The organism is Blautia sp. NSJ-175, assembly GCF_022867815.1.
GTDB classification, from domain to species: Bacteria; Bacillota; Clostridia; order Lachnospirales; family Lachnospiraceae; genus Blautia; species Blautia celeris.
On the sequence record NZ_JALIFQ010000004.1, the window covers coordinates 17,726 to 41,201 of the forward strand.

Genomic DNA, 23,476 nt, shown 5'->3' on the forward strand with positions numbered 1-23,476 from the left:
CATGCTGGGTTTGGTATGTAAAATTAAGGGGTTGGAGTGTGGTATTTACTTGCATTACAGATAATTTAAAAAAAACGCTGAATTTCGTATGTAATCTTATGAATTTTACCGATTGCTGCTACTTTTTTTACAGATAAATAATGGAAAAAATTTAAATTTATACGTACATCCCCCAATATAACGGGCAGGCATCCTTGCTTTGCAGCTCATCTGAAACGCTGGTGCATTCCGGATGATGTGTGAACACTAACTCCAAATGGTCTTCAAAATACTAAACGATCATCAAAACTTGATTTATAAATTTCGGCAGGTTATAATCATGATAAAATAAGCCTTTCAGGAGGATGAGCGTTGAATATCAATGAGATTGCAAAGTTGTCGGGGGTTTCCAGGGCCACGGTTTCCCGTTATCTCAATGACGGCTATGTAAGTGAAGAGAAAAAAGAAAAGATCAGGAAGGTGATTGAGGAGACAGGATATCAGCCCTCCAGCCAGGCACAGATGCTCCGCACGAAGAAGACCAGGCTTGTGGGCGTCATCCTTCCGAAAATCAATTCCGACACGGTGAGCCGCATGGTGGCAGGTATCAGTGACGTGCTGGCGAAGAACGGATATCAGCTTCTTCTGGCAAATACCAACAACAGTGTGGAGGAGGAACTGAAATACCTGAACCTGTTTAAAGATAACCAGGTGGACGGCATTGTGTTTATTGCCACTATATTTACCGCCAGGCATAAGAAGCTTTTGAAGGAGTGCAGGGTTCCGGTTGTGATCCTGGGACAGCATCTGGATGGCTATTCCTGTGTCTATCATGATGATTTCCATGCATCCAGGGAAGTGACACAGTTACTGCTGGAAAAGGGCAGGACCGTGGGCTTTATCGGTGTGACCACAAAGGATGAGGCTGCGGGACTCGGCAGGAAGAAGGGCTTTGAGGCAGCTATGAAAAAAGCGGGGAATGTCTGCAGGCCGGAGCAGATGGCTGAGGCAAAGTTCAGTATTGAATCCGGGTATGAGAAGATGAAAGAACTTCTGGAGGCTGTGCCTCAGGTAGATTCCGTCTTCTGTGCCACAGATAATATTGCCATCGGAGCTATGTCCTATTTAAAAGAAATTGGGAAATCGATTCCACAGGATATCCAGCTTGTCGGAATAGGTGACACACCGCTTGGCAAGCTTGTGACGCCCAGCCTGACAACCGTGCATTTTTATTATAAGACAAGCGGGATGGAGGCTGCGTCCATGCTGGTGGACATACTTGAGACAGACAGAACGGTGAACAAAGAGCTGAAGATGGGCTTTGAGGTGATCAGGAAGAACTCCACTCGTTAATGGGAGAAGCAGAAAAAGACAGCGAAAAACAGTAAATGGAACAAAGTGACCGGGATATCCCATATATGGGGTATTCCGGCTTTTTTCAATTTATTGGACGGGGAAAGCAGTCCTACAGGCGGGAGGAGGTTCTTTGGTAAAAATGCATGATTTTTGCCTTTCAGTTTTGTGAGGATTATCAATTTACAAAGACGGATATCTCGGATATAATGAAAACAAGATATGAGAACGATTCCATATAAGAAAAGCGTGAATACAAAAGGATAAATAAAAGAATACTAGATATGTATATGGGAACGATAACATGAAAAGGAGAGAAAAGGCATGGATTACAGAAGCATTGCACAGCAGATCTATGACAACATCGGCGGCAGGCAGAATATTGTATCCGCTGCACACTGCGCCACCAGGCTTCGTCTGGTTATCGGCGACAACGAAAAATGCAGCAAAGAGGCTCTGGAGAATGTGGAGGGAGTAAAGGGGGTTTTTGAGGCCTCCGGGCAGCTCCAGATCATTCTGGGAACGGGAACAGTGAACAAGGTCTATGATGAGTTCATTGCCATTGCCGGGATTTCCGCTGCCAGTAAAGAGGAAGTGAAGCAGGCGGCGGCTTCTAAACAGAATGTTTTCCAGCGGCTGATCAAAACCCTGGGGGATGTCTTTGTTCCCATTATTCCGGCCATTGTGGCCAGCGGTCTTTTGATGGGGCTTCTGGAAGGGCTTGGCAAAGTATTCCCGGCTATGACACAGTCGGGGACTTACACGATCATTCATCTGTTCAGCAATGCGGCCTTTGTATTTCTTCCGATCCTGATAGCGATCAGTGCGGCGAAGGTCTTCGGAGGCAACATTTTCCTTGGAGCTGTCATCGGTATGATCATGATCCATACCGATTTGATGAATGCCTGGTCTGTGGCCTCCGCGGAGGCAATTCCGACAGCAGATGCCTGGTTTGGCCTGTATCAGATCAACCTGGTAGGATATCAGGGGCATGTGATTCCTGTGGTGATCGCCGTATGGTTTATGTCCATGCTGGAGAAGAAGCTGCATAAGATTGTCCCTGAGATCATTGACCTTTTCGTGACGCCCCTGGTGACCGTTCTGGCCACAGGATATCTGACGCTTACCGTGTTCGGTCCTGTCTTTTCCTGGATTGAGAACGGAGTTCTGGACGGTGTGCAGTTCCTGATCACGCTGCCTCTGGGCATTGGTTCCGCTCTGGCCGGCGCTGTATACGCGCCCACAGTGGTTGCAGGTGTGCACCACATGTATAACGCTCTGGAGGCCGGACTTTTAAGTTCAAAAGGGCTGAATATCTGGATGCCTATTGCCACAGCGGCCAATGTGGCACAGGGGGCCGCGGCTCTTGCCATGGCTCTCAAGACAAAGAACCAGAAGCTGAAAGCACTGGCACTTCCCTCCTCCCTCTCCGCTTTTTTGGGAATTACGGAGCCGGTCATCTTTGGTGTCAATCTGCGTTATATGAAGTGTTTTATCGCCGGATGCGTGGGCGGAGCTGTGGGCGGCCTGATGGCCGGACTTACCGGCGTGGGCGCCTCCGCATACGGGATTACAGGGCTGTTCGGTTATCTGATCACCACGGATTATACAGTACAGTATACTATGGTGGTTGCGGCTTCGGTGATAACAGCATTTGTGATTTCCTGGGTTTTATACAGAGAAGAACAGATACCCGCGGCAGAGAGTATAGAGCAGAAATCTGAGACAGAAAACAGCAGTGAGACGGAAAACAGCAGCGCACAGGCAGAATTTAGATGCGAAAAAAATACGGTTTACAGCCCGCTTAAAGGAAATGCAATTCCTCTGACAGAGGTAAAAGACTCCACATTTGCCGGTGAGATTCTGGGAAAAGGAATGGCTGTGATCCCGTCTGAGGGAACGGTATACGCACCTTTTGACGGTACTGTGGAGACTGTCTTTGATACAAAACACGCCGTGGGACTTACCAGCACAGATGGGGTAGAAATCCTGATTCATGTAGGAATCAACACTGTGGAGCTGGGCGGAAAATATTACGAAACTCATGTCAGTGAGGGCGATAGTGTACATGCCGGTCAGCCCCTTGTTACTTTCTCCATAGAGGATATTAAGAAGGCTGGATATGATATCACCACACCGGTTATTGTCACCAACACAGATGATTACCAGGAGGTTGTCATGGAGGCAGCCGGAGAGATTCAGGTACTTGACAGGGCAGTCACAGTAAAGTAGAGGCGGTAAGATATGAATGTGATGAGAGATACGCTGCTGCGGGAGATACGCCGCAGGGAGACGGAATATCAGAACCGGCCGGGCCCGGATAAGTGGAGGCTTCGCTTCCACATCATGCCCCCGGCAGGGTGGCTCAATGACCCGAACGGACTTTGTTTTTACAGGGGAAAATACCATTTCTTTTTCCAATATTCCCCTTTTGACCCGGAAGGCGGGCTGAAAGTGTGGGGAGAATATACCGGCACAGATCTGGTGCACTGGCAGTATGAGGGGACACCGCTTCTGCCGGACAGCTCCTGGGACTGCCATGGAGTATACTCCGGCTGCGCATTTACGGAGGACGGGCTGCTGGACATCTTTTACACGGGAAATGTAAAGCTGGATGGGGATTATGACTATGTGAACAGCGGCAGAGAGGCCAATACGATATATACATGCAGTGAGGATGGCATTCATTTCCGGGAAAAGGAATGTCTGCTGGAAATGAAAGACTACCCGACAGGATATACCAACCATATCCGTGACCCGAAAGTATGGAAAGCAGGGGATACCTGTTATATGGTACTGGGCGGCAGGAAAAAGGACAACCGGGGAGCCGTGCTCTTATATGCATCCAAAGATAAAAAACACTGGGAATTTGTAAGAGAAGTGACTACCAGGGAGTCTTTTGGTTACATGTGGGAGTGTCCGGATGCCTTCTGTCTGGATGGGCAGTGGCTGCTCTCTGTATCGCCCCAGGGGCTGAAAAGAGAAGAGTTTTGCCGGCAGAATATTTACCAGTCCGGATACTTTATACTACCTGAAAAATGGATGGAAGAAGGGGAGCCGAAAGAGTTCCGGGAATGGGATATGGGATTTGATTTTTATGCCCCACAGACATTCAGGGATGAAAAGGGAAGACGGATCCTTGTAGGCTGGGCTGGCCTGCCTGATATCAAAGAAGAATACAACAATCCAACGGTGGAACAGGGGTGGCAGCACGCCTTTACTATACCGAGGGAGCTTAAATGGAAGAATGGAAAAGTGTATCAGTATCCTGTGAAAGAGGCAGAAATGCTGCGGGAAAAAGAGCTTTTTTCAAGCAGCAGACAGGACCGGGATCCGGAAAAAACACAGGGGATTCTGGTTGAGGATTCCTGCTTTGACTGGGTGATCAAGGAGACAGATTCCAGGTCTTTTATCATAAAAATAGAAGAGGAATGTGTACTCAAATATGAGGACGGCGTCTTTTCCCTGTCTTTTGAAGGGGCCATGGGAGCCGGAAGAAAGGTACGAAAAGCGCTTGTACCGAAGCTTTACAGTATCCGTATCCTGGCGGATACCTCACTTATGGAAATCTACCTGAACGAGGGAGAATATGTATTCACCTCCAGATATTATACAGAGAGTGACGTAAGGCAGCTTTCGGTCCGGGGCCTGCAAAATGCGGGAAATATCTGGACGATGAAGAAGCAGACATGCTTAACGGGCTTATGATAAATGAAACAATAGGTGCATGTGCCATTTCACAATAATTATGGCTGACATGCAGCATCAAACCAAAGAAAAGGAGAAAAAAATATGGGATCTTTTCATTATGTAATCAAGGACGAAATCGGAATTCACGCAAGACCTGCAGGAATGCTGGCTAAAATGGCAAAAGGTTTTGACAGCGCTGTCACGATCACGAAAGGTGAGAAGACTGTGGATGCCTCAAAGCTCATGGCAGTTATGGGACTGGGAGTGAAAAAAGGCGATGAGATCGTCATTTCCACAGACAATACAGAGGATTTGGAAATACTCAAAAAGTTCTTTGAGGAGAACCTGTAAATAAAGGCGCAAAGCATAGGGAAAAGAAAGGAAAGCTATCATGGAGCAGTATACCGGAAAATCAATTTATAAAAGTGTTGCGATTGGTCCAGTTTATTTCTATTCCAGAGGTGAACAGCAGGTAAAACGCTGCAAAGCGGAGGACAGCCAGGCACAGCTTGAACGCTATGAAACAGCCAGAGACCGTGCGGTGGAGGAACTGCAGCAGCTTTACCAAAAGGCGCTGAAGGAAGTCGGGGAAGTCAATGCGGCGATTTTTGAGGTACATGCCATGATGCTGGAGGATGAGGATTACAATGATTCTGTAAAGAACATCATCTTTTCCCAGCAGGTCAACGCTGAGTATGCTGTGGCTGTGACCGGCGATAACTTTGCCCAGATGTTTGCTGAGATGGATGACGAATATTTCAAGGCAAGGGCAGCGGATGTAAAGGACATTTCCGAGCGTGTGGTGGGTATCCTGTCAAATAAAAGGGCAGGGAGCAGCATAGGCCGGGAGCCGGTCATTGTGATCGCAAAAGACCTGGCGCCCAGTGAGACCGTACAGATGGACAAATCCAGGCTGCTGGGCTTTGTGACGGAACTGGGGTCTTCCAATTCCCACACGGCGATCCTTGCCAGGACTATGAATCTTCCCGCACTCATCGGCGTTCCGGTTAAGGAGGAGTGGAGCGGAAAACTGGCCATAGTGGATGGGTACCAGGGGATTCTCTACATTGATCCGGATGAGGAGACACTGGAAAAAATGCGGAAAAAACAGCAGGAGGACAGGGAGAGATCCAGACTTCTGCAGCAGTTAAAAGGCAGGCTGACCGTAACCCCGGACGGCAGAAAGATCAATCTCTACGCCAACATCGGCAGTGTATCGGATGTGGCGGCGGTACTGGAAAATGACGCGGAGGGTATCGGGCTTTTCCGAAGTGAATTCCTTTACCTGGAAAAGGATACATACCCCACTGAGGAGGAGCAGTTCCAGAGCTATAAGCTGGCAGCGGAAATGATGGCCGGAAAGAAAGTGATCATCAGGACGCTGGATATCGGTGCGGATAAGCAGGTAGAGTATTTCCATCTCGGGCAGGAGGAAAACCCTGCTATGGGTTACCGGGCCATCCGTATCTGTCTGGAGGAGCCGGAGGTGTTCAAGACCCAGCTTCGGGCTATTTTCCGGGCCAGTGCTTACGGAGAGATCGCGGTCATGTATCCCATGATCACCTCTGTGGAGGAAGTGCGCAGGATCAAGGCAATAGTAGAAGAAGTAAAAGAGGAGCTGGATGCCAGAAATATCCCCTACAAAAATGTGGAACAGGGAATCATGATCGAGACGCCCGCAGCAGCTGTCATCAGCGATATGCTGGCAAAAGAGGTGGACTTTTTCAGCATTGGGACGAATGATCTGAGTCAGTACACCATGGCGATCGACAGACAGAACCCAAGGCTTGACGCCTTTTATGACCCCCATCATCCGGCACTTCTGCGGCTGATACGCATGGTCATTGACAATGGACATGCTCATGGATGCTGGGTCGGAATCTGTGGGGAACTGGGAGCAGACCTGTCCCTGACAAAAGAGTTTCTGCAGATGGGGATTGATGAACTTTCCGTAGCTCCCGGCATGGTGCTGCAGGTCCGTGAGGCAGTCAGAAAAGCAGAATGACAGGCCCATAATACAGCAGGGGAACTGAGAAAATATATGAGAATGTGGAGGCGCATATGGTCCGGGACTGTATGCGCCTTTAATTTATTGCAGGGCATCTTGACACCTGTTTGCCCGAGTGCTACACTAAAGTTCCTTTCCCGGCAAAGGGAAGGCTCTGCCACGGGTTTCCCCGGCAAAATCCAGGGATATCGTGGCTTGCCAAAACCAGGAGGAAAAACAAAATGATCGAAGTGCAGCACCTGTGCAAGACGTTCCGTGTGGCGAGACGCGGAGCCGGTTTTGGGCAGGCAGTGAAGACTCTGTTCCATCGGGAATACGAGGAAGTGAAAGCGCTGGATGACGTCTCCTTTTCCATCGGCGAGGGAGAAATGGTTGGGTATATCGGACCAAACGGCGCGGGAAAGTCATCCACCATCAAAATCCTCAGCGGAATCCTCACACCGGACAGCGGTGTGTGCAGCATCAACGGGAGGATTCCATGGAAGAACCGGACTGCCCATGTAAAGGATATCGGGGTTGTCTTCGGGCAGCGGACGCAGCTTTGGTGGGACGTGCCGGTTATTGATTCTTATGAGCTTCTGAAAGATATTTACAGTATATCCGAAGATACATATCAGGCCAATCTGGAGGAGCTTACATCTCTGCTGAATTTGTCGGAACTATTGAAAACACCGGCCAGACAGTTGTCACTTGGCCAGAGAATGCGCTGTGAGATCGCGGCGTCTCTGCTTCACAGCCCTAAAATCCTGTTTCTGGATGAGCCAACTATTGGTTTGGACGCAGTTTCAAAACTGGCAGTACGGGATTTCATCGTCAAATGCAATGAAAAATACCGAACAACCGTGATACTGACCACCCACGACATGCAGGACATTGAGGCGCTGACAGACAGGATCATTCTCATCGGAAAGGGAAAAATCCTGCTGGATGGTACGCTGGATGACATACCGGGGGCGGACAGGGGGCTGGACCAGGCAGTGGCGGATCTGTACCGCCGTTTCCGGATATAAGGGGGCGGTGTGTATGAGAAAATATCTGTCCTTTTTCAGAATTCGTTTCTCCATGGGCCTTCAGTACCGGGCAGCGGCGGCAGCGGGGATCGTGACGCAGTTTGTGTGGGGAGGGATGGAGGTGCTGGTGTTTCGGGCCTTTTACCGGGCAGACCCGGGAGCATTTCCCATGACACTGCAGGCGACCTGTTCCTACATATGGCTTCAGCAGGCTTTTCTGGCCCTGTTCATGGCCTGGCTTATGGAGAATGAGATTTTTGACTGCATTAAAAACGGAAATGTGTCCTACGAAATGTGCCGTCCCATGGATATCTATACCATGTGGTTTACAAGGAGTGCTGCCAACCGGATATCCAAGGCTGTTCTGCGGTGTATGCCAATCCTTTTGGCTGCGGGATTCCTGCCTGCCCCTTATGGAATGACACTGCCGGTCTCCCCAAAAGCAGCGGTTCTGTTTTTGACGGGAATGCTTCTGGGCTTTTTGGTGGTTGTAGCTTTTTGTATGTTAGTCTATGTGGTCACATTTTTTACGATTTCACCGGACGGAGTACGGATGGTGGCTGTCTCCGCAGTAGAGCTGCTGGCGGGGAGCATCATTCCCCTTCCGTTTTTTCCTGACTCTGTGAGAACGGTTCTGGAGCTTCTGCCTTTTGCCTCCATGCAGAATGTGCCGCTGCGCATTTACAGCGGCGATCTGGCAGACGAAGCCGCGGTTTCGGCGCTGGCGCTGCAGGTGTTCTGGCTGGCAGTTCTGGTCCTCTTAGGCAAACTTCTGATGCGCAGGGCAGAGAAGAAGATCACAGTGCAGGGAGGATGAGAGGATGGGATATCTACGGTTATATAAGAAGTATATGCAGATTCAGATACAGAGTATGATGCAGTATAAAGCGTCCTTCTGCCTGACGGCCATAGGGCAGTTTCTGGTGTCCTTTAATGTGTTTCTGGGCGTGTATTTTATGTTTCAGAGGTTTCATGAGGTGGAGGGATTTACATACAGCCAGGTGCTTCTGTGCTTTGCTGTCACACTGATGGAATTTTCCCTGGCGGAGGCATTTGCCAGAGGGTTTGATACGTTTTCTTCCATTATCAGCAATGGGGAATTTGACAGGATCATGGTGCGTCCGAGGAATGAAATATTTCAGGTGTTGGCAAGTAAGATCGAGCTTACCAGAATCGGAAGAATGCTGCAGGCTGTGGTGATGTTTACCTATGGAATTGCCAAAAGCCATGTGGAATGGACCTGGGATAAAGTGCTGACTGTGGTGTTTATGCTGCTTGGCGGAACTGCTGTCTTTACAGGGATATTTCTGGTATATGCTGCGATCTGCTTTTTTACCATTGAAGGGCTGGAATTCATGAATGTGCTTACGGACGGGGCGCGTGAGTATGGGAAATATCCGGTTGCCATTTATGGGAAAAGGGTGCTGCAGTTCTGTACTTTTGTTGTGCCCTATGCACTGATTCAGTATTATCCGATCTGCTATATCCTTGACAAGGACAGCAGGGGATTTTACATGTTTCTGCCGCTTTTGGGAGGCGTATTTTTGCTGCCGTGCTTCGGGCTGTGGAAACTGGGGGTGAGGCATTATAAATCGGTTGGAAGCTGAGAATAAAACGAACCCCTCCCGGCAGCATGGGATGCTGTGCCAGGAGGGGCAGTGATGCAGCTTAAATATCTCCGACGATATCCTGCAGAGCCTCTAAAAAGCGAAGCGCCAGCTTGCTGATCATCATATGTTCATTGCGTATCTGTCCCACAATAAGTTTTTCCTGGCCGTATATGGGAATATAGACCCAGCTCTCATCATGCAGGGTGCCGGGATAAGGGCCTGCTGTGATACAGTAGGCGTCACTGTTAAGCATCAGACTGGTGGCGCTGGACCGGTCTGACACGATCAGATGTTTTTTGATGTGAAAGGGCTCCAGTATAATTTCCGACATGGAATAAGTATTACTGTGGCTCTGATTGTAGGAAAGAAAAGGATACGGAGCCAGATCCGGCAGGGTAAGGCCCGTCCTCTTTCCCAGGGGATGATCTCTCCGCATACAGGCATAAGGCAATGTTTCAAATATGGGTTCAAAGATCAGATGCGCCTCTTTGAGGACACGTCTTATGACCGTGCTGTTTAACGGGCTCAGATACAAAAGCCCCACCTCACTTTTCAATGAATGTACATTATCAATGATGTCCTGAGTCTGTGTCTCAATGTACATAAATTCATATAATTCGTCTTTTACGGAATCAACTACCTTTGAAAACGCCTCAGAGGCAAAGGGATAGTGCTGGGAACTGACCGTAAAATAGTGTTTGTTCACACTTCCGATCTCGTATCTCTTTTCCAATGTATCCATCTGCTGAAGTACCTGTCTGGCATAAGCCAGAAACTCAGTGCCTTCGTCTGTAAACAATACACCCCGGGGTGTGCGGACAAATAATGATTTTTGAATTTCTTTCTCCAATTCGGCAATGGCCTTTGAGAGGCTGGGCTGGGCAATATATAATTCCCGGGCGGCTTTGCTCAGCGAGCCGCATTCGGCTATAGAAGCCACATATCTTAATTGTTGTAGTGTCATAGAAACCTTCCTTCAGCATATCGCTGATAATATCACGAAAAATACACACTCTAAACACAAGATGACTGTAAACTTGATGGATTGGAAATTAGTTTGAATCATTCTATCATAGAGTACCTATAGTTTCAAGTTATGGCTGGTAAATCCTTTTAACTATTTGAATTTTTATTAGTTTCATTTTATCATAAGTTTAATCAGAAAAACATAAAACTATTTCAAAAAACAAAAAAATATTTCATAGAATCACAAAAGTGAAACAAAGTTCTTATGAAAGAAGGGTGTCCGGAAACTTTTCTATTATGAGAATGGAAGAGTTTATGTTTTTTTGCACCGGTTGTGTAAACAGAATCACAATGTTATATCAGCGCTGATATAGTATAACGGCAAGGGCTCACCGTGAAGGTGTTTGACAAAAGTAGGGAGGTAAAAGATGAAGAATGTAGAAACAAAAAAACACAAAAAGGGTTCGATCAACAGTCTGGCGTTCTGGCCCGCTTTTGCAGGCTTAATACTATTACTGCTTATAGGAATCTTTTTTAAAGAACAGTTAGCTTCTGTTCTGAATACCATGCTGTACAGTATGGCGGATAAAATAGGGTGGGTCATTAACCTGTTCGCCCTGGTATGTTTTTTGATCGTCATGTATATCATGATAAGTAAATTTGGCGATATCAAGATCGGAGGAAAAGACGCGAAGCCGGAATTTACCAAATTTCACTGGATCGCCATGACTATCTGCGGAAGCATTGGCACAGGGCTGTTGTTCTGGGCCATGGGAGAACCGCTTTATAACTTTTTTGAGCCGCCGGCATATGCCGGCTGCCAGCCTGGAACTCGTGATGCTGCGATCTTCTCGATCTCTCAGGTTATGTGGCAGTGGTCTTTTGTTGAATTTGCGCTGTATGGAGCCTGTTCTGTGGCCTTTACGGTTGCTGTTTACAACCGCCGTAAAAAACTTCAGTTCAACTCCGTATTAGACCCGGTTTTCGGCCGCCGTCAATGGCTGGAGACACTGATTCATGGAGTCATGATATTTGCCATGGTCGGAGGATGCGCTAACTCCATGGGTGTTGGTCTGATGCAGATCGGTGCCGGACTGGAATCTGCATTTGGAATCAGCCAGTCAAATTTTGTGTATTTTTTAGTAGCTGCCTTTATCGGTGTGATGTTTGTCATTATGAGTGTTTCCGGTATTCATAAAGGACTGAAATATGTATCTACAATCACATTTTTCATTTTCTGCGCCCTGCTGGTTTATGTATTTATCTGTGGTGATACTGCATTTATCGGCAAACTTACCACAGAGTCCTTTGGTAAGATACTGGATAACTGGGGGTCTAAGACGTTAGTCAACAATACCCTTTCAGATGATACCTGGTATGCCAACTGGATCGTCCAGTATTGGTCTTCCTTTATTTTGTACTGCCCGGTATTTGGTATGTTTTTCTGCAGGATGGCAAAAGGACGTACCCTTCGGGAGTTCCTGGTAGTCAATGTTATTATCCCTGCGATCTTCTGTATCACCTGGATAGGTATCTTCGGCGGACAGACCATCAGTCTGCAGACCAGCGGTACCATGGATGTATGGGGGATGGTGCAGGATTACGGAATGCAGGCAACGGTATTCCAGATCATCAAGTCACTGCCGATTGGAAATATCGTGCAGATTGTATTTATCATAGCGATCATTGGATCCTTCACAACAATGGCAGACCCAATTGCTTCCGTGCTTGCCACCATGTCTGTACATAATCTGACCGTGGATGATGAAGCACCGAAAAAATTCAAGATCATCATGGGTCTGCTGATCACAGCTACCGCCTATACAACTGTTGCAACAGATGGTGTCAATGCGGTAAAAGCCATGTATGTTATCCTGGGGGCGCCGATTATGCTGATTGTGGGAATCTGTATTTTTTCCTTCTTTAAGCAGGCAAAAGAGATCCAAAAATATCCCAATGACATGCTGCCGGAATCAGAAAAAAGTGATGAAGAATAAAAATAGTATGAGAAAAGAGAGGTATTCCTATGAAATTAACACCATATGAACAGGACATGCTGGATGGAAAATTCGGCCGTTTTAAACAAATCGCATTGGAAAATGTTTTAAAATATGCCCGTGTCGTGGGCGCGGAAGAACTGGTTGAGATTACAAAATCCACACTGTATTTCGGGGCACATTCCTATCTGGAGACCTGCGATGCAGATACATATGATGAGATATTTGCCAAAATGTATCTCTGTACAGATGAAAAAGTGGAATTAGGCGAATTTGAGAAGACCTGTTACTGTCAGACCTGTGTTGCGCCCTGCGATCAATATGATTATAAAGTGACACATCTTCCGAAAGAATTGTTTGACAGAAATACAGAATATTTAAGACGTACACTGAAGGCAGGCTGCTGCATCGCCGGTTCCTGCACGCCGTATCTGAACGGCTGGGTGCCGTTATTCGGAGAACATGTGGTGACATCTGAATCCAGCAATATCACCATGAGCAATTCTGCATTCGGCGCAAGATGCAACGCAGACGGAGAAGAGGCGATCACATGGATATCCATCTGCGGCCGTGCTCCTAAATGGGGATTTTATCTTCAGGAAAACCGTTACGCGGATACGGTATACCACATTGAGTGTAAATCAGAGACAAGATTTGACTGGGATATCATTGGCTACACAGTAGGGCGTATGCTGCCCTCCGCCGGAGTTCCTGTTTTGACCGGAGATTTCCACAGACCTACCCTGACCATGTTGAAACAGTGCTTTACCGCAATGGCTACTACGAGCGCATGTGAAATGTGCCATATTGTCGGTGTGACTCCCGAGGCGCGTTCCCTGGAAGATGCCAGAGGAAACAAACCGCTCAGAGGTGAATTTACCATCACACAGGAGGATTATGAGGAATCCCGCCGCCAGATCTGCAGTGCGGGAGAAGGCAAGATCAACTTTGTACTGATGGGATGCCCGCACTACAGCCTGGAGGATATCCAGCAGGTAGCAAATTATATAGAAGGGAAAAAGGTAGCGGAAGGTGTGGAACTCCATGTCTGGACAGATATGTCTACGCTTGCCATGGCAAAAGCAAGCGGTTTTGTAAAAACGATTGAGGAGGCAGGCGGAAATGTATTGTCAAGCAGCTGTGCTATGGTCATGGATCCTGCAGCTTTTGCGCATGTCACTGCCATGGTGACGGATTCCGGTAAACAGGGACATTATATGCACTCCTGCTTTGGAGCAGGCAAGCATGTCCCGATCTATTATGGCGATATCTATCAATGTATTGACGCCGCTGCAGCAGGCTATTGGAAAGGAGAAGCATAATGGAAAATACGATGATCAAAGGACGCGGAGCCTATGAAGGAGTCATGGAAGGAGAAGCGCTTGTTCTTCCTGACAGTGTACAGGGATGGGCCGGTTTAGATGAAAAAACGGGTATCATCATAGAGGAAGCAAACAGCAAATTCGGCGCGTATATCGGGGGAAAGATCCTGATCCTTCCCTGTGCCAAGGGAAGCAACGGGTGGGCCAGCCATTTTTATTCTGCCTCTGTGGCAGGCCACAAGCCCATCGCATGGGTCATTGAAAAACTGGATTCCCGCTGTGCTGCCTGTATTGTGGAACTGGGAATACCCGCAGTTGTGGAGACTGAAACAGAGGCCTGCAAGATTATTCATGACGGAGACTACATTCGCGTGGACGGCAACAAGGGAACCGTAGAAATATTAAAACGGGCAGAATAAAATTTTTAACTTTCTGAATATTTAAAGAAAGACATCCATAACCTTATGATGAATGAAATAATGAATAAAGTATTTCATGCATTGGAGGGATTATGGATGTTTTTTTATTATGATGCCACATATCTTCTGGTCTTAGCAGGTGTAATACTCTGTGTCATAGCATCTGCAAATGTGAACCAGACCTACAAAAAGTACAGTACCGTGGGAAATGCCCGGCACATGACAGCGGAACAGGCAGCCAGGACCATACTGGACCGTGCGGGAATCAGCCAGGTGAAGATTGAGAGGGTCGGCGGAAATCTCACAGACCATTATGACCCCAGAAGCAAAGTACTGCGGCTGTCTGAAACCGTCTACGGCTCAGAGTCCGTGGCAGCCATCGGCGTGGCGGCCCACGAGTGCGGCCATGCGATCCAGGATGATGTGGGGTATGTACCGATCAAGATCAGAGGCGCGATCGTTCCGGTCGTAAGTCTTGGTTCTGCCCTCTGCTGGCCGCTGTTCCTCATCGGCCTTCTCATGGGAGCACCGGGTCTTGTAAACGCGGGTATTATTTTATTTTCTCTGGTGGTGGCCTTTCAGCTTGTGACCCTGCCTGTGGAATTCAACGCGTCCGGCAGAGCACTCAGGATTCTGGACGGTGCCGGAATCCTGGAGGGAAATGAACTGCAGGGGGCCGGGAAAGTTCTGCGCGCAGCAGCACTGACCTATGTGGCCTCGGCACTCTCATCTATCCTGCAGCTTTTACGTCTGGTACTGCTTTCCGGCAGACGGAGAAATTAGGCCGCTGCTGTTTACAGCCGTTGTCCCGCAGGGGGAGTTATGCACATACGCATAAAAATACCGAGTTTACTTTTTCTCCCTCCGGCAGTAGAATAAAGACAAGAGGAATAGTCCGGAGGAAGCATATGGCAGAGGGATACGAACATTCAGAGGAAAAAGATTACCTGGAAGAGATGCTTGACAATTTCGCAAAGGCAACAGAGCTGGGAATCATAGCAGTGAACACTTACGGGGAGGTCTTCCTTGCCAGTAAAGACTACTACGAGTGCGCATACTGCCGTCAGGTGCAGGACACGGAGGTGGGAAGAGCACGCTGCAGGCGTACCTATAAAAAGGCCTGCAGGCAGGCATTCCTGTGGAAAGAACCGTATTTTTTTGCCTGTCATGCCGGCCTTGTCATGTGGGCAGTCCCCATCTATGCGGATGGAACAGAAGTGGGAGCTGTCATGTGCGGACAAGTCCTTCTGTGGGAGCCGGATCATGTGTTCTGTCAGGACGCGGAAAAGTTCTGTCTGAGCGAAAAGGACCGCAGAGAGATGGAGCAGAAGGTAAAAAAGCTGCGCGTGATCTCCGCAGACCAGTGCCAGTCCTCCGCCAACCTTCTCCAGGTCATGATGCAGTATCTCTCAAAGACGCAGAACGCCATTTTCATGGACCAGAAGAATCTCATGAGCTGGCGTGATGCCATGACCACCAGGATCGAAGAGAGAAAGAAGACACTGAAAAATGAAAAATTCGACTGGTCTGTCTATCTGAAAAGGGAGAAACGGTATCTCCAGTACGTCCGTATGGCGGACAAAGAAAAGATACAGAACATGCTGGAAATGTTGTTCACGGATATCGAGATCCTGTGTTCCTACGACAAGGCTCTTGTGAAGTCAGCCCTGCACGATTTCATGGCTGTGACCGCCAGAGCCATCGTGGAGGCAGGGGCGGACAGCGAAGTCGTCATGAATGGTGTAAAACATTACAGGCAGGACATGAAGCATGTGGAAAACATTGAGGAAATGATGGAGATCACCTACCGGATGCTGAACCGGTGGTTTGACAGTATTTACCTTCTGGGGACAGATGACCATATCAGTGTCATGAAAAATGTCAGGGATTACATAGAAGAGAATTACAATAGGAAGATCACCCTGGATGACATCTGCAGCCACGTATTTTTGAGCAGGTCTTATCTCTGTACCTTATTCCGTCAGAAGACCGGAGGAACCATCAGCGATTATATCCTGAGGGTCAGGATCGAAAAGTCTATAGAGCTGATGGGGAACAGGGAACTGAGCCTGAAGGAGATCATGGAACAGTGCGGGTTTGAAAGCCAGAGCTACTATACAAAGACATTCCGAAGGCTGATAGGAGTCAATCCGGGACAGTACAGGAACAAATTCTTATAGGAGATGCAGAATGGATATATATGAAGAAATTAGGCGGAACCTTCTGGGCGGGAAGGCGGATGAGGTGGTAAATCTGATCAGAAAAGCCATTGCTGTCTGCTATCCTCCGGAGTCAGTGCTCAAAGAGGGACTGATTCTGGGCGTGGATACACTGGCGTACAAGTTCCGCAACAGTGAGGTCTGCGTGCCGGAGGCGCTGCGTGTGGCCCGTGCCTTAAATGCCGGCCTCAGATGTCTGACTCCCTATCTGGATCAGGGGGGCGCCAGGCAGTGCACTGCGGTCATCGGTACCGTGGAGGGGGATGTCCATGACATCGGAAAGAATCTGGTCAAGATATACCTCTCCACTCTGAATATAGATATGGTGGATCTGGGGGTGGATGTCAGCAAAGAGGAGTTTGTGGAGGCAGCAGTGGAACATGACGCCAGGCTTGTCATGGCGTCTGCACTTCTGCCCACAACGGTCTGTGAATTGAAGGGTGTCATAGAGGAGCTTACGAAGGCAGGCATAAGGGACAAGGTCATTGTCTTCGTGGGAGGCCTTTCCGTCAGCAAAGAGTATGCGGAAGAGATAGGAGCGGATTATTATACCAGGGATGCCATTGAACTGCGGGACTTCCTGAACAAGAATCTGTCCAAACTCCTGAAAGAAATATAGAGCAATAAATAGCAAAATACAGCAAAAGTAACAGACCCTGTTCTGTGGTATTCTTGATGTATCAAAAGAAGATACGTATCGGGAATGCAACAGAACAGGGTTTTTTTTAGAGGAGGTAAAACATGAGACCATCGATCAAGTATTTAAGCGACGCGGAAGTAGTACGGGTACATGAAAAAGCATTGGAGATGCTGGAAGATCTGGGAATGAAATTTGAGGGGGCAGAGGCAAGAGAATACTTTGCAAAAGCAGGGGCAGAAGTGTCCGGACAAATCGTGAAAATACCGCGCAGCATCATCGAGGAAGGATTAAAGACGGTTCCAAAGCGAGAGGAATTCGTTTTATATGGAAGGACACCGGATAAAGATGTGCATGTGAAAGACAGGGTGCCGTCACTGGCTGCCATGACCATGGCTACCCATGTGCTGGACCCGGAGACAGGACTGCGCAGGAAAGCTACAGACAGAGACCTTGCCCTGATCACAAGGATCATGGAAAAACTGGACACCGTGACCATCGCCAGTGCACTGGTCACGCCCCAGGATGTGCCCATGGCGGCATCCGACTGGTATACCTGGGCGACTTCCATTAAAAATACCACAAAACACATCACCGGCGGAGCTGTAGGAAAAGAGGGTGTGCGGGATGCCGTCAAGATGGCCAGTCTGGCAGTGGGAAGCGAAGAAGAATTCCTGAAACGTCCTTTCATCTCCTTCTGGGTCCTGACTATGCCGCCGCTCCGAGTGGATGAAAATACATCCAATGTATTGATGGAGGCAGCCGTGCATAAGGTACCGTCAGTGATCAGCTCCGGCGGAATCCTGGGCATGACATCCCCCATGTCCGTGGAGAGTGCACTGGTGCATACCCATGCGGAGACATTAGCCTGCATCGCACTGTCCCAGCTTGTCAATCCGGGGGCGCCTGTGATCTATTCCAGCTATGTGCGCAGCATGGATATGAAGACCATGTGCATCAATATGTCCTCACCGGAGAGCATTATCATGAAGGTAGGCATGTCACAGATGGGAGATTATGTTGGGCTGCCGACTAAGATGCCGGCCAATCTGCGGGACGGCAAGGTGCTGGATGCACAGGCCGGATTTGAGACCGGTATGGGCGGACTCGCCGGAGCACTGAGCTGTGATTTCATCGTTTCCATGCAGCTTGACATGGACCTTATGGTGGACTTTGCGGATATGATCTATTCCGATGAGTGCATGCAGATTCTGCAGAGGATGGCCCGTCCGCTCAGCTTTGACGATGAGACACTGGCCTATGACAATATGGAGGAAGTCGGCCCCGGCAACACATTCTTGGAGACTGACCACACCTTTGAACATTTCAAGGATGAAATATGGATGCCGAGATATATGGAGAGAGGCACCTGGGAGAACTGGGAGGCGAACGGAAGCCGTGATATCCGTGATATCTGTGCGGAAAAAGTGAAGGATATGCTGGAAGAGCTGCGTGACTATGAGATCCTGCCAAAAGATGTGAGGGATGCCATAGACGCTGTCGCTGCCGGTTCCTCGGAGAAGGCGAAGAACATCAAGCGTTAGAGGGGAGAGGATGCTTATGGATAAGACAAAAGGCAAGACCATAGGGCTGCTGGCCATGGTGGTAGTCGTCACGATTTACGGTGTGTCTTATATTTCCAGGGCTGTAATCAGTGAATACCTTCCTACGGTAGTGATTCTGGTCATTCAGATGGCAGTCATGACGATTTTGTTTACCGGATTTAATCTCGTGACCGGAAAGAATATGAAAGTGAAGAAAAAGGATTGGGGCATTATCATCCTGTCCGGCCTGGTCGGTACGACATTCTTCCATGGGTTCACTATTTTAAGTGTTACATCCATAGGGGCTACGGTTTCCTCCCTGCTTTTTGGATTTGCCGCTGTCTTTGCGCTGATCATGGAAATCGTTCTGTTTCACAGGAAGAAGACAAAGCTGGGAATCCTGGGTATATTGATCTCTCTTGTCGGTGTGTATATTCTGATGGGTGTGAAGATCGGGGATCTGATGGCAACCAATTTCAAGGGATATGCGCTGTGTCTTTTAAGCATCATTTCCTGGGTAGTCTATTGTTTCCTGACAGACAAGATATCGGATGGATATGAGAAGACCGTATTGCTGAACTACCAGGCACTTGTGGGGGCTGTCACTACGCTGCCGTTTTTATTCTTCTATCATGTGGAGCCGTCCGTCCTTGCAAAACCGTCGGTGTTCATGAACCTGATCGTGCTGGGGGTATTTAATTCTACGATTGCTTATTTTTTGAATATATTTGCGATCAAAAGGATCGGTGTGCTGTTGTCAAATCTGATGATGGATTTTCTGCCGGTAGTGACCATCGTGATTTCACTGGTACTATACAGTACAATACCTACTGCGAACCAGATCATCGGTGGAATCATCATTCTGGTCTCTGTGTTTATGCTGGATAAAGACCAGAGGAATCTGGACGCTCAGGCGTAAAAATGCTCCTTCCTAAGTAACAGTTATTTCGCTTAGGAGGGAGCATTTTATATAATTTAGCTGGTATGGAACTCCTGGTTTGTAAGGACAATGGTAAGTGTGAAGATAAAGCTATCAGATTCTAATTTCATCAGACCATCGTATTTTTTTGCAATGAGCTGCATGGAGGACATGCCAAAACCATGAGGAAGACCGTCGCCGCCCTTGGTTGAATGGATGTGGTTATTGATAATACGGGGGGCATGATCTACTGTGTTGGTGCATTTAAAAGTGAGATAACCACCCTTAGTGTTTACGGTAAGATGAATGCAGGCCCTTGTACGGTCCATTAGCTGCAGACTGCATTCTATGGCATTATCCAGAGCATTTTTCAGGAGAGCAATGATATCTATATCATCAATCCGGATTTTTTCTGTGAGGCTGATATTGACCTGGAAGTCAATTCCATTATTTATGCAGGAATTGTGGATGTCAGTCAAAACCGCGTTCAAAATACTGTTATCGCAGTATTCCTCGTGTTTCAGCTGCAGGGTATGCTCCGTAAGCTTGGTGAGGAGATTCAGAGCCTCTTCTGATTTTCCTATATGAAACAGCGTGTAAAGCGTGGTAAGCTGATGCCGCTGGTCATGCTGAATAATGCGAATGGTTTTGTGGTGCTCCATCAGGTTGTCTGTGTATTGTTTCAGAATCTGGTTCTGAGAAGCAATAATGATCCGGCGTTCTTCCTCCGCCATTTTTTCATTGGATATGACACACATATTCAGAATATCCAGAACAGAAAGTGTGACAATTATCAAAAGCATGCAGGTAAATAAAATTTCCTGCGGCAGCTTCCGGAAAAGAAACATATCTCCTCCAAATGAACAGCAGATTAAAAGAAGGAACAAAGTTGTGCCGCTGGCTATGGAAGTTTTTCTGTAATTTTCTTCCGGCTCGGGGAGTATGGTAAAGATTTTCTGTCGTGCAATAAACATACTGACGCACCAAATGGCATTAATCAATGCGTTTACTGTAAAAAATACAATAGGTGATACACTTCCTGATAATGCTGAAATACCGGCAAACTTTTCTGCTGCGTAGAGTGCCGCAATGCTGATAATACCCTGATGAAAGGTGCTGTATAGCTTATGAAATCTTTTTTCTTTGTAGATCAGATTGACAAGGATACAGCAGACGGCTACAGCCAGTACACTGTAAGGAATCAGCAGGGGCGATTTATCAATACTAAAATAACAGTATGTCAATAGAGCAGATACTAAAATATGCAGATAAAAATATACCTTTCTTTTAAGGGTAAGGTACAAAGAGACCTGAAAAGCAGCACAAAATCCTGAGACGGATGAGACAACAAGTCTGTAAATAATCAATTCTATATTCATAATGAGATATTCCCCACGTAATGCATAAACTGTGTCTTGACTTTCCCCTGTTTTCCTTTGCTGATAGGCAGCAAATCACCTGTAGTCAGAAGTATGTCTGTTTTCTGGATTTGTCTGATATAGTCAGGATTGACAATAAAACTCTGATGGCATCGAATAAAATCCCTGAATAGAAAATCCTTTTCAATAGAATCCAGTTTGCTGTAAAAGTAATAGGTATTTGTATCAGTTACAATTTTAATGATCCGCTTTATGCTTTCAAAATATACAATTCTTTCTAATGGAACGCTGAAGAACCCTCCTTTGAAGGAAAAATAGAATTTTTTATTCTGAAAAGCGGCAATTTTATTGATTGCGCGTTCAAGGGTATCCTTCAGGTGATCGTAGGAAATCGGTTTGACTAAATACTCAAATGGTTCAGCAGAAAAACTGAGAAACACTTTTCCTGCATGGGATGTTACAAAAATAATAATGACGGATTTATCCTTCTCTCTAAACTGCCGTGCAGCTTCTATACCGTTCAGACCTTCCATCTCAATGTCAAAAATAGCAATATCAAAACTATACGGTACTGTTTCGCGAAAAAAGCTCTCACAACTGGTATATTGGGTGAGTGAAAAAGTCTTTTCAATATCTGCTGAAATCTGTTCCAGCATCTGAGAGATACATATCTGATCTTCTTTGCTGTCCTCAATATGGACAAGTCTGTACATAACGGAATCACCTCTTATCAAATGTATCAGCAATGCCTGTGGGGGACGACAAGTTTAATTTATTATATTTTCTTTATTCTGAAAAGTCAATAAGTTCCCTGCGATTAATGAAAAAATATAATGTAATTGCTGAATAGAACAGAAAATGACATTTTTAATCCCGAAAATGACATATGTATTGAAGCCTAAATACAGTTTGGATATCATGAATGTATAGTAGAATCGGCAGGTGAATAATGGCTTTGTCCGGATAAGTTCCGGGGCGGGAAAGGAGGAGAAGATGGGAAACAATGAAAATATGCTGCCGCAAGAGAAGGAGAAGAAAGGGACGAAAAAGGGAATTGCCGGGCCTGGTGATATCGGAGGGGGATTGGCAATCGGATTTGGAACTCTTTGTTTCTGTTTTTGGGCAAATGCTATGGGGTTTTGTGATACAGAAGGTTTTGAACTGGCAATCGGAGTTGTACTGCTGGGATTCTTTGTGATCTATCTCGTAGGAGGGCTTTATTATCTAAGGCTTGGCAATACACTGTCGGGATGCGTTTATGTTGTGTTTGCCACAAGTTTCGGGCTATTCGGCGGCGCTGTGAATGTGGGACATGCATTGTGTTCATATTCGGGAATTCCATTTGATAATACCATTGGCGGCATTAGTTTTCTGATATCAGGTACATTTGTATTGTTTTTGCTTCCGGGTCTGCGGTACAGTGCGAAAGTGGACTTCCTGGTATTCTTTTTTGCAGGAATCGGTGTTTCAGCGTCAGGATTGTCAGGCCTTGGGATTATGACTGTAATGACGGGGATGCTCAGCGGATGGGCCCTTTTGTTTAGTGGAATCTGCGTATACTATTCTGCAGTAGCCGGTGTTTTAAAAACAACAGGAATTGATGTGCCATGCGGCAGGCCGTTTTTTAAACAGAAAACAGTTGACGGCTGATTTTGACGGAAAATTAGAGTACGGATTTACAGGTCATCCGTCATCAGACCTGAATATGAAATAAAGGAGAAAAAGACAAATCATGGATGAAAAGAAATTAACGGCAGTACCGCCCTCAAAAGGGTATCTGGTAGTAGATACAAAAAAGTGTTCCGGATGTATGAGCTGTATGATGGCCTGCACCTTAGCTCATCACGGGGTCATAAATCCGGTATTATCCAGAATTCAGATCAAAAAGAATGTATTTGGAAAATACCCTAAGGATGATATTGAACAGTACATATGTCATCAATGTGAGCAGCCGGTATGTATGGAAGTCTGTCCGAAAGAGGCAATATATGTGGATGCAGAGACTGGTGTGCGCAGAATTGACAAGGAGAAATGTATTGGCTGTAAAAAATGCATTAAAGCATGTCCTTATCCCCCTTCGCGTATTGCCTTTGATCCGGAAGAGAAGAAAGCTTTGAAGTGCGACCTTTGTCTGGATACACCGTTTTGGGAAGAGAATGGAGGCCCATGTGGCAAGCAGGCGTGTATTACAGCCTGCTCATTGAAAGCAATTAAATTTGTCACGGAGATGCCTGAGCAGTCAGAAGAAGGATATCATGTAAATCTACGTAAGAGCCTTCATTATGCACGCATGAACTTCCCCATTGATGATGAAGGAATACAGCCTCCAAAAGAAGCTGTGGAGGCTGCAGGTCTGAAGCCTACAGGTTCTGGTGTTGCAAGAAGTTTCTGGGACGATCCGGACACAGAAAAGGAGGAGTAGAC

Annotated in this window: 21 protein-coding genes; 18 read left to right on the top strand and 3 right to left on the bottom strand. The window is 47.0% G+C overall.

What is annotated here, in order from left to right:
* Positions 1 to 351: 351 nt before the first annotated feature.
* From MUB35_RS07580 to MUB35_RS07615, 8 genes are all read left to right on the top strand, one after another.
* Positions 352 to 1,332, top strand: coding sequence for a LacI family DNA-binding transcriptional regulator (locus MUB35_RS07580; protein ID WP_033142194.1), 981 nt, complete (start codon positions 352 to 354; stop codon positions 1,330 to 1,332).
* 324 nt (positions 1,333 to 1,656) lie between these two features.
* On the top strand, positions 1,657 to 3,564 hold the full coding sequence (locus MUB35_RS07585) for a PTS beta-glucoside transporter subunit IIBCA (protein ID WP_244805986.1): 1,908 nt from the start codon (positions 1,657 to 1,659) through the stop codon (positions 3,562 to 3,564).
* A gap of 12 nt (positions 3,565 to 3,576) precedes the next feature.
* Positions 3,577 to 5,040, top strand: a complete 1,464-nt coding sequence (locus tag MUB35_RS07590) for a glycoside hydrolase family 32 protein (RefSeq protein WP_244805987.1) — start codon at positions 3,577 to 3,579, stop codon at positions 5,038 to 5,040.
* 84 nt (positions 5,041 to 5,124) lie between these two features.
* Positions 5,125 to 5,373, top strand: a complete 249-nt coding sequence (locus MUB35_RS07595; protein ID WP_033142191.1) for an HPr family phosphocarrier protein — start codon at positions 5,125 to 5,127, stop codon at positions 5,371 to 5,373.
* A 40-nt stretch (positions 5,374 to 5,413) separates the two neighbouring features.
* Positions 5,414 to 7,027, top strand: coding sequence for a phosphoenolpyruvate--protein phosphotransferase (gene ptsP / locus MUB35_RS07600; RefSeq protein WP_103732836.1), 1,614 nt, complete (start codon positions 5,414 to 5,416; stop codon positions 7,025 to 7,027).
* Positions 7,028 to 7,251: 224 nt separating this feature from the next.
* Positions 7,252 to 8,040 (top strand): ABC transporter ATP-binding protein, encoded by a 789-nt coding sequence (locus MUB35_RS07605; protein ID WP_033142189.1) that lies wholly within the window; start codon positions 7,252 to 7,254, stop codon positions 8,038 to 8,040.
* Positions 8,041 to 8,053: 13 nt separating this feature from the next.
* Entirely contained in the window at positions 8,054 to 8,857 is an 804-nt protein-coding gene (locus tag MUB35_RS07610) for an ABC transporter permease (RefSeq protein ID WP_244805988.1), read from the top strand.
* Positions 8,858 to 8,861: 4 nt separating this feature from the next.
* Complete coding sequence (locus MUB35_RS07615) at positions 8,862 to 9,647, top strand: ABC transporter permease (protein ID WP_244805989.1); 786 nt, start codon at positions 8,862 to 8,864, stop codon at positions 9,645 to 9,647.
* Positions 9,648 to 9,708: 61 nt separating this feature from the next.
* Here MUB35_RS07615 and MUB35_RS07620 read toward each other — a convergent pair whose 3' ends face one another.
* Positions 9,709 to 10,614 (bottom strand): LysR family transcriptional regulator, encoded by a 906-nt coding sequence (locus tag MUB35_RS07620; RefSeq protein WP_244805990.1) that lies wholly within the window; start codon positions 10,612 to 10,614, stop codon positions 9,709 to 9,711.
* 430 nt (positions 10,615 to 11,044) lie between these two features.
* Here MUB35_RS07620 and MUB35_RS07625 point away from each other — a divergent pair, with 430 nt between their 5' ends.
* The 8 genes from MUB35_RS07625 to MUB35_RS07660 all read left to right on the top strand — a co-directional run bounded on the left by MUB35_RS07625 (position 11,045) and on the right by MUB35_RS07660 (position 19,673).
* Complete coding sequence (locus MUB35_RS07625; RefSeq protein ID WP_052099565.1) at positions 11,045 to 12,613, top strand: BCCT family transporter; 1,569 nt, start codon at positions 11,045 to 11,047, stop codon at positions 12,611 to 12,613.
* Positions 12,614 to 12,642: 29 nt separating this feature from the next.
* Positions 12,643 to 13,935: an aconitase X gene (locus MUB35_RS07630; RefSeq protein ID WP_148393111.1), complete on the top strand. Its 1,293-nt coding sequence runs from the start codon at positions 12,643 to 12,645 to the stop codon at positions 13,933 to 13,935.
* Positions 13,935 to 14,354, top strand: coding sequence for an aconitase X swivel domain-containing protein (locus tag MUB35_RS07635; protein ID WP_033142184.1), 420 nt, complete (start codon positions 13,935 to 13,937; stop codon positions 14,352 to 14,354). Before MUB35_RS07630 ends, MUB35_RS07635 begins: the two co-directional genes overlap by 1 nt.
* A gap of 96 nt (positions 14,355 to 14,450) precedes the next feature.
* A complete protein-coding gene (locus MUB35_RS07640) occupies positions 14,451 to 15,137 on the top strand; it encodes a zinc metallopeptidase (RefSeq protein ID WP_103732496.1) in 687 nt (228 codons plus the stop codon).
* Between the two features lie 125 nt (positions 15,138 to 15,262).
* Positions 15,263 to 16,534, top strand: a complete 1,272-nt coding sequence (locus MUB35_RS07645; RefSeq protein ID WP_054350849.1) for a PocR ligand-binding domain-containing protein — start codon at positions 15,263 to 15,265, stop codon at positions 16,532 to 16,534.
* Positions 16,535 to 16,544: 10 nt separating this feature from the next.
* On the top strand, positions 16,545 to 17,192 hold the full coding sequence (locus MUB35_RS07650; RefSeq protein ID WP_148393110.1) for a cobalamin-dependent protein: 648 nt from the start codon (positions 16,545 to 16,547) through the stop codon (positions 17,190 to 17,192).
* Between the two features lie 122 nt (positions 17,193 to 17,314).
* Positions 17,315 to 18,754, top strand: a complete 1,440-nt coding sequence (locus MUB35_RS07655; RefSeq protein ID WP_227245261.1) for a trimethylamine methyltransferase family protein — start codon at positions 17,315 to 17,317, stop codon at positions 18,752 to 18,754.
* 16 nt (positions 18,755 to 18,770) lie between these two features.
* Entirely contained in the window at positions 18,771 to 19,673 is a 903-nt protein-coding gene (locus MUB35_RS07660) for a DMT family transporter (protein ID WP_054351058.1), read from the top strand.
* Between the two features lie 56 nt (positions 19,674 to 19,729).
* Here MUB35_RS07660 and MUB35_RS07665 read toward each other — a convergent pair whose 3' ends face one another.
* The gene (locus MUB35_RS07665; protein ID WP_244805991.1) at positions 19,730 to 21,052 is read right to left on the bottom strand and encodes a sensor histidine kinase; all 1,323 of its coding nucleotides are present in this window, start codon (positions 21,050 to 21,052) and stop codon (positions 19,730 to 19,732) included.
* Positions 21,049 to 21,765, bottom strand: coding sequence for a LytR/AlgR family response regulator transcription factor (locus tag MUB35_RS07670; RefSeq protein ID WP_227245266.1), 717 nt, complete (start codon positions 21,763 to 21,765; stop codon positions 21,049 to 21,051). Before MUB35_RS07670 ends, MUB35_RS07665 begins: the two co-directional genes overlap by 4 nt.
* Positions 21,766 to 22,045: 280 nt before the next feature.
* Between MUB35_RS07670 and MUB35_RS07675 the strand changes: the two genes are divergently transcribed.
* A complete protein-coding gene (locus MUB35_RS07675) occupies positions 22,046 to 22,702 on the top strand; it encodes a hypothetical protein (protein ID WP_227245268.1) in 657 nt (218 codons plus the stop codon).
* A gap of 82 nt (positions 22,703 to 22,784) precedes the next feature.
* Positions 22,785 to 23,474: a 4Fe-4S dicluster domain-containing protein gene (locus tag MUB35_RS07680; RefSeq protein WP_227245270.1), complete on the top strand. Its 690-nt coding sequence runs from the start codon at positions 22,785 to 22,787 to the stop codon at positions 23,472 to 23,474.
* Positions 23,475 to 23,476 lie beyond the last annotated feature (2 nt).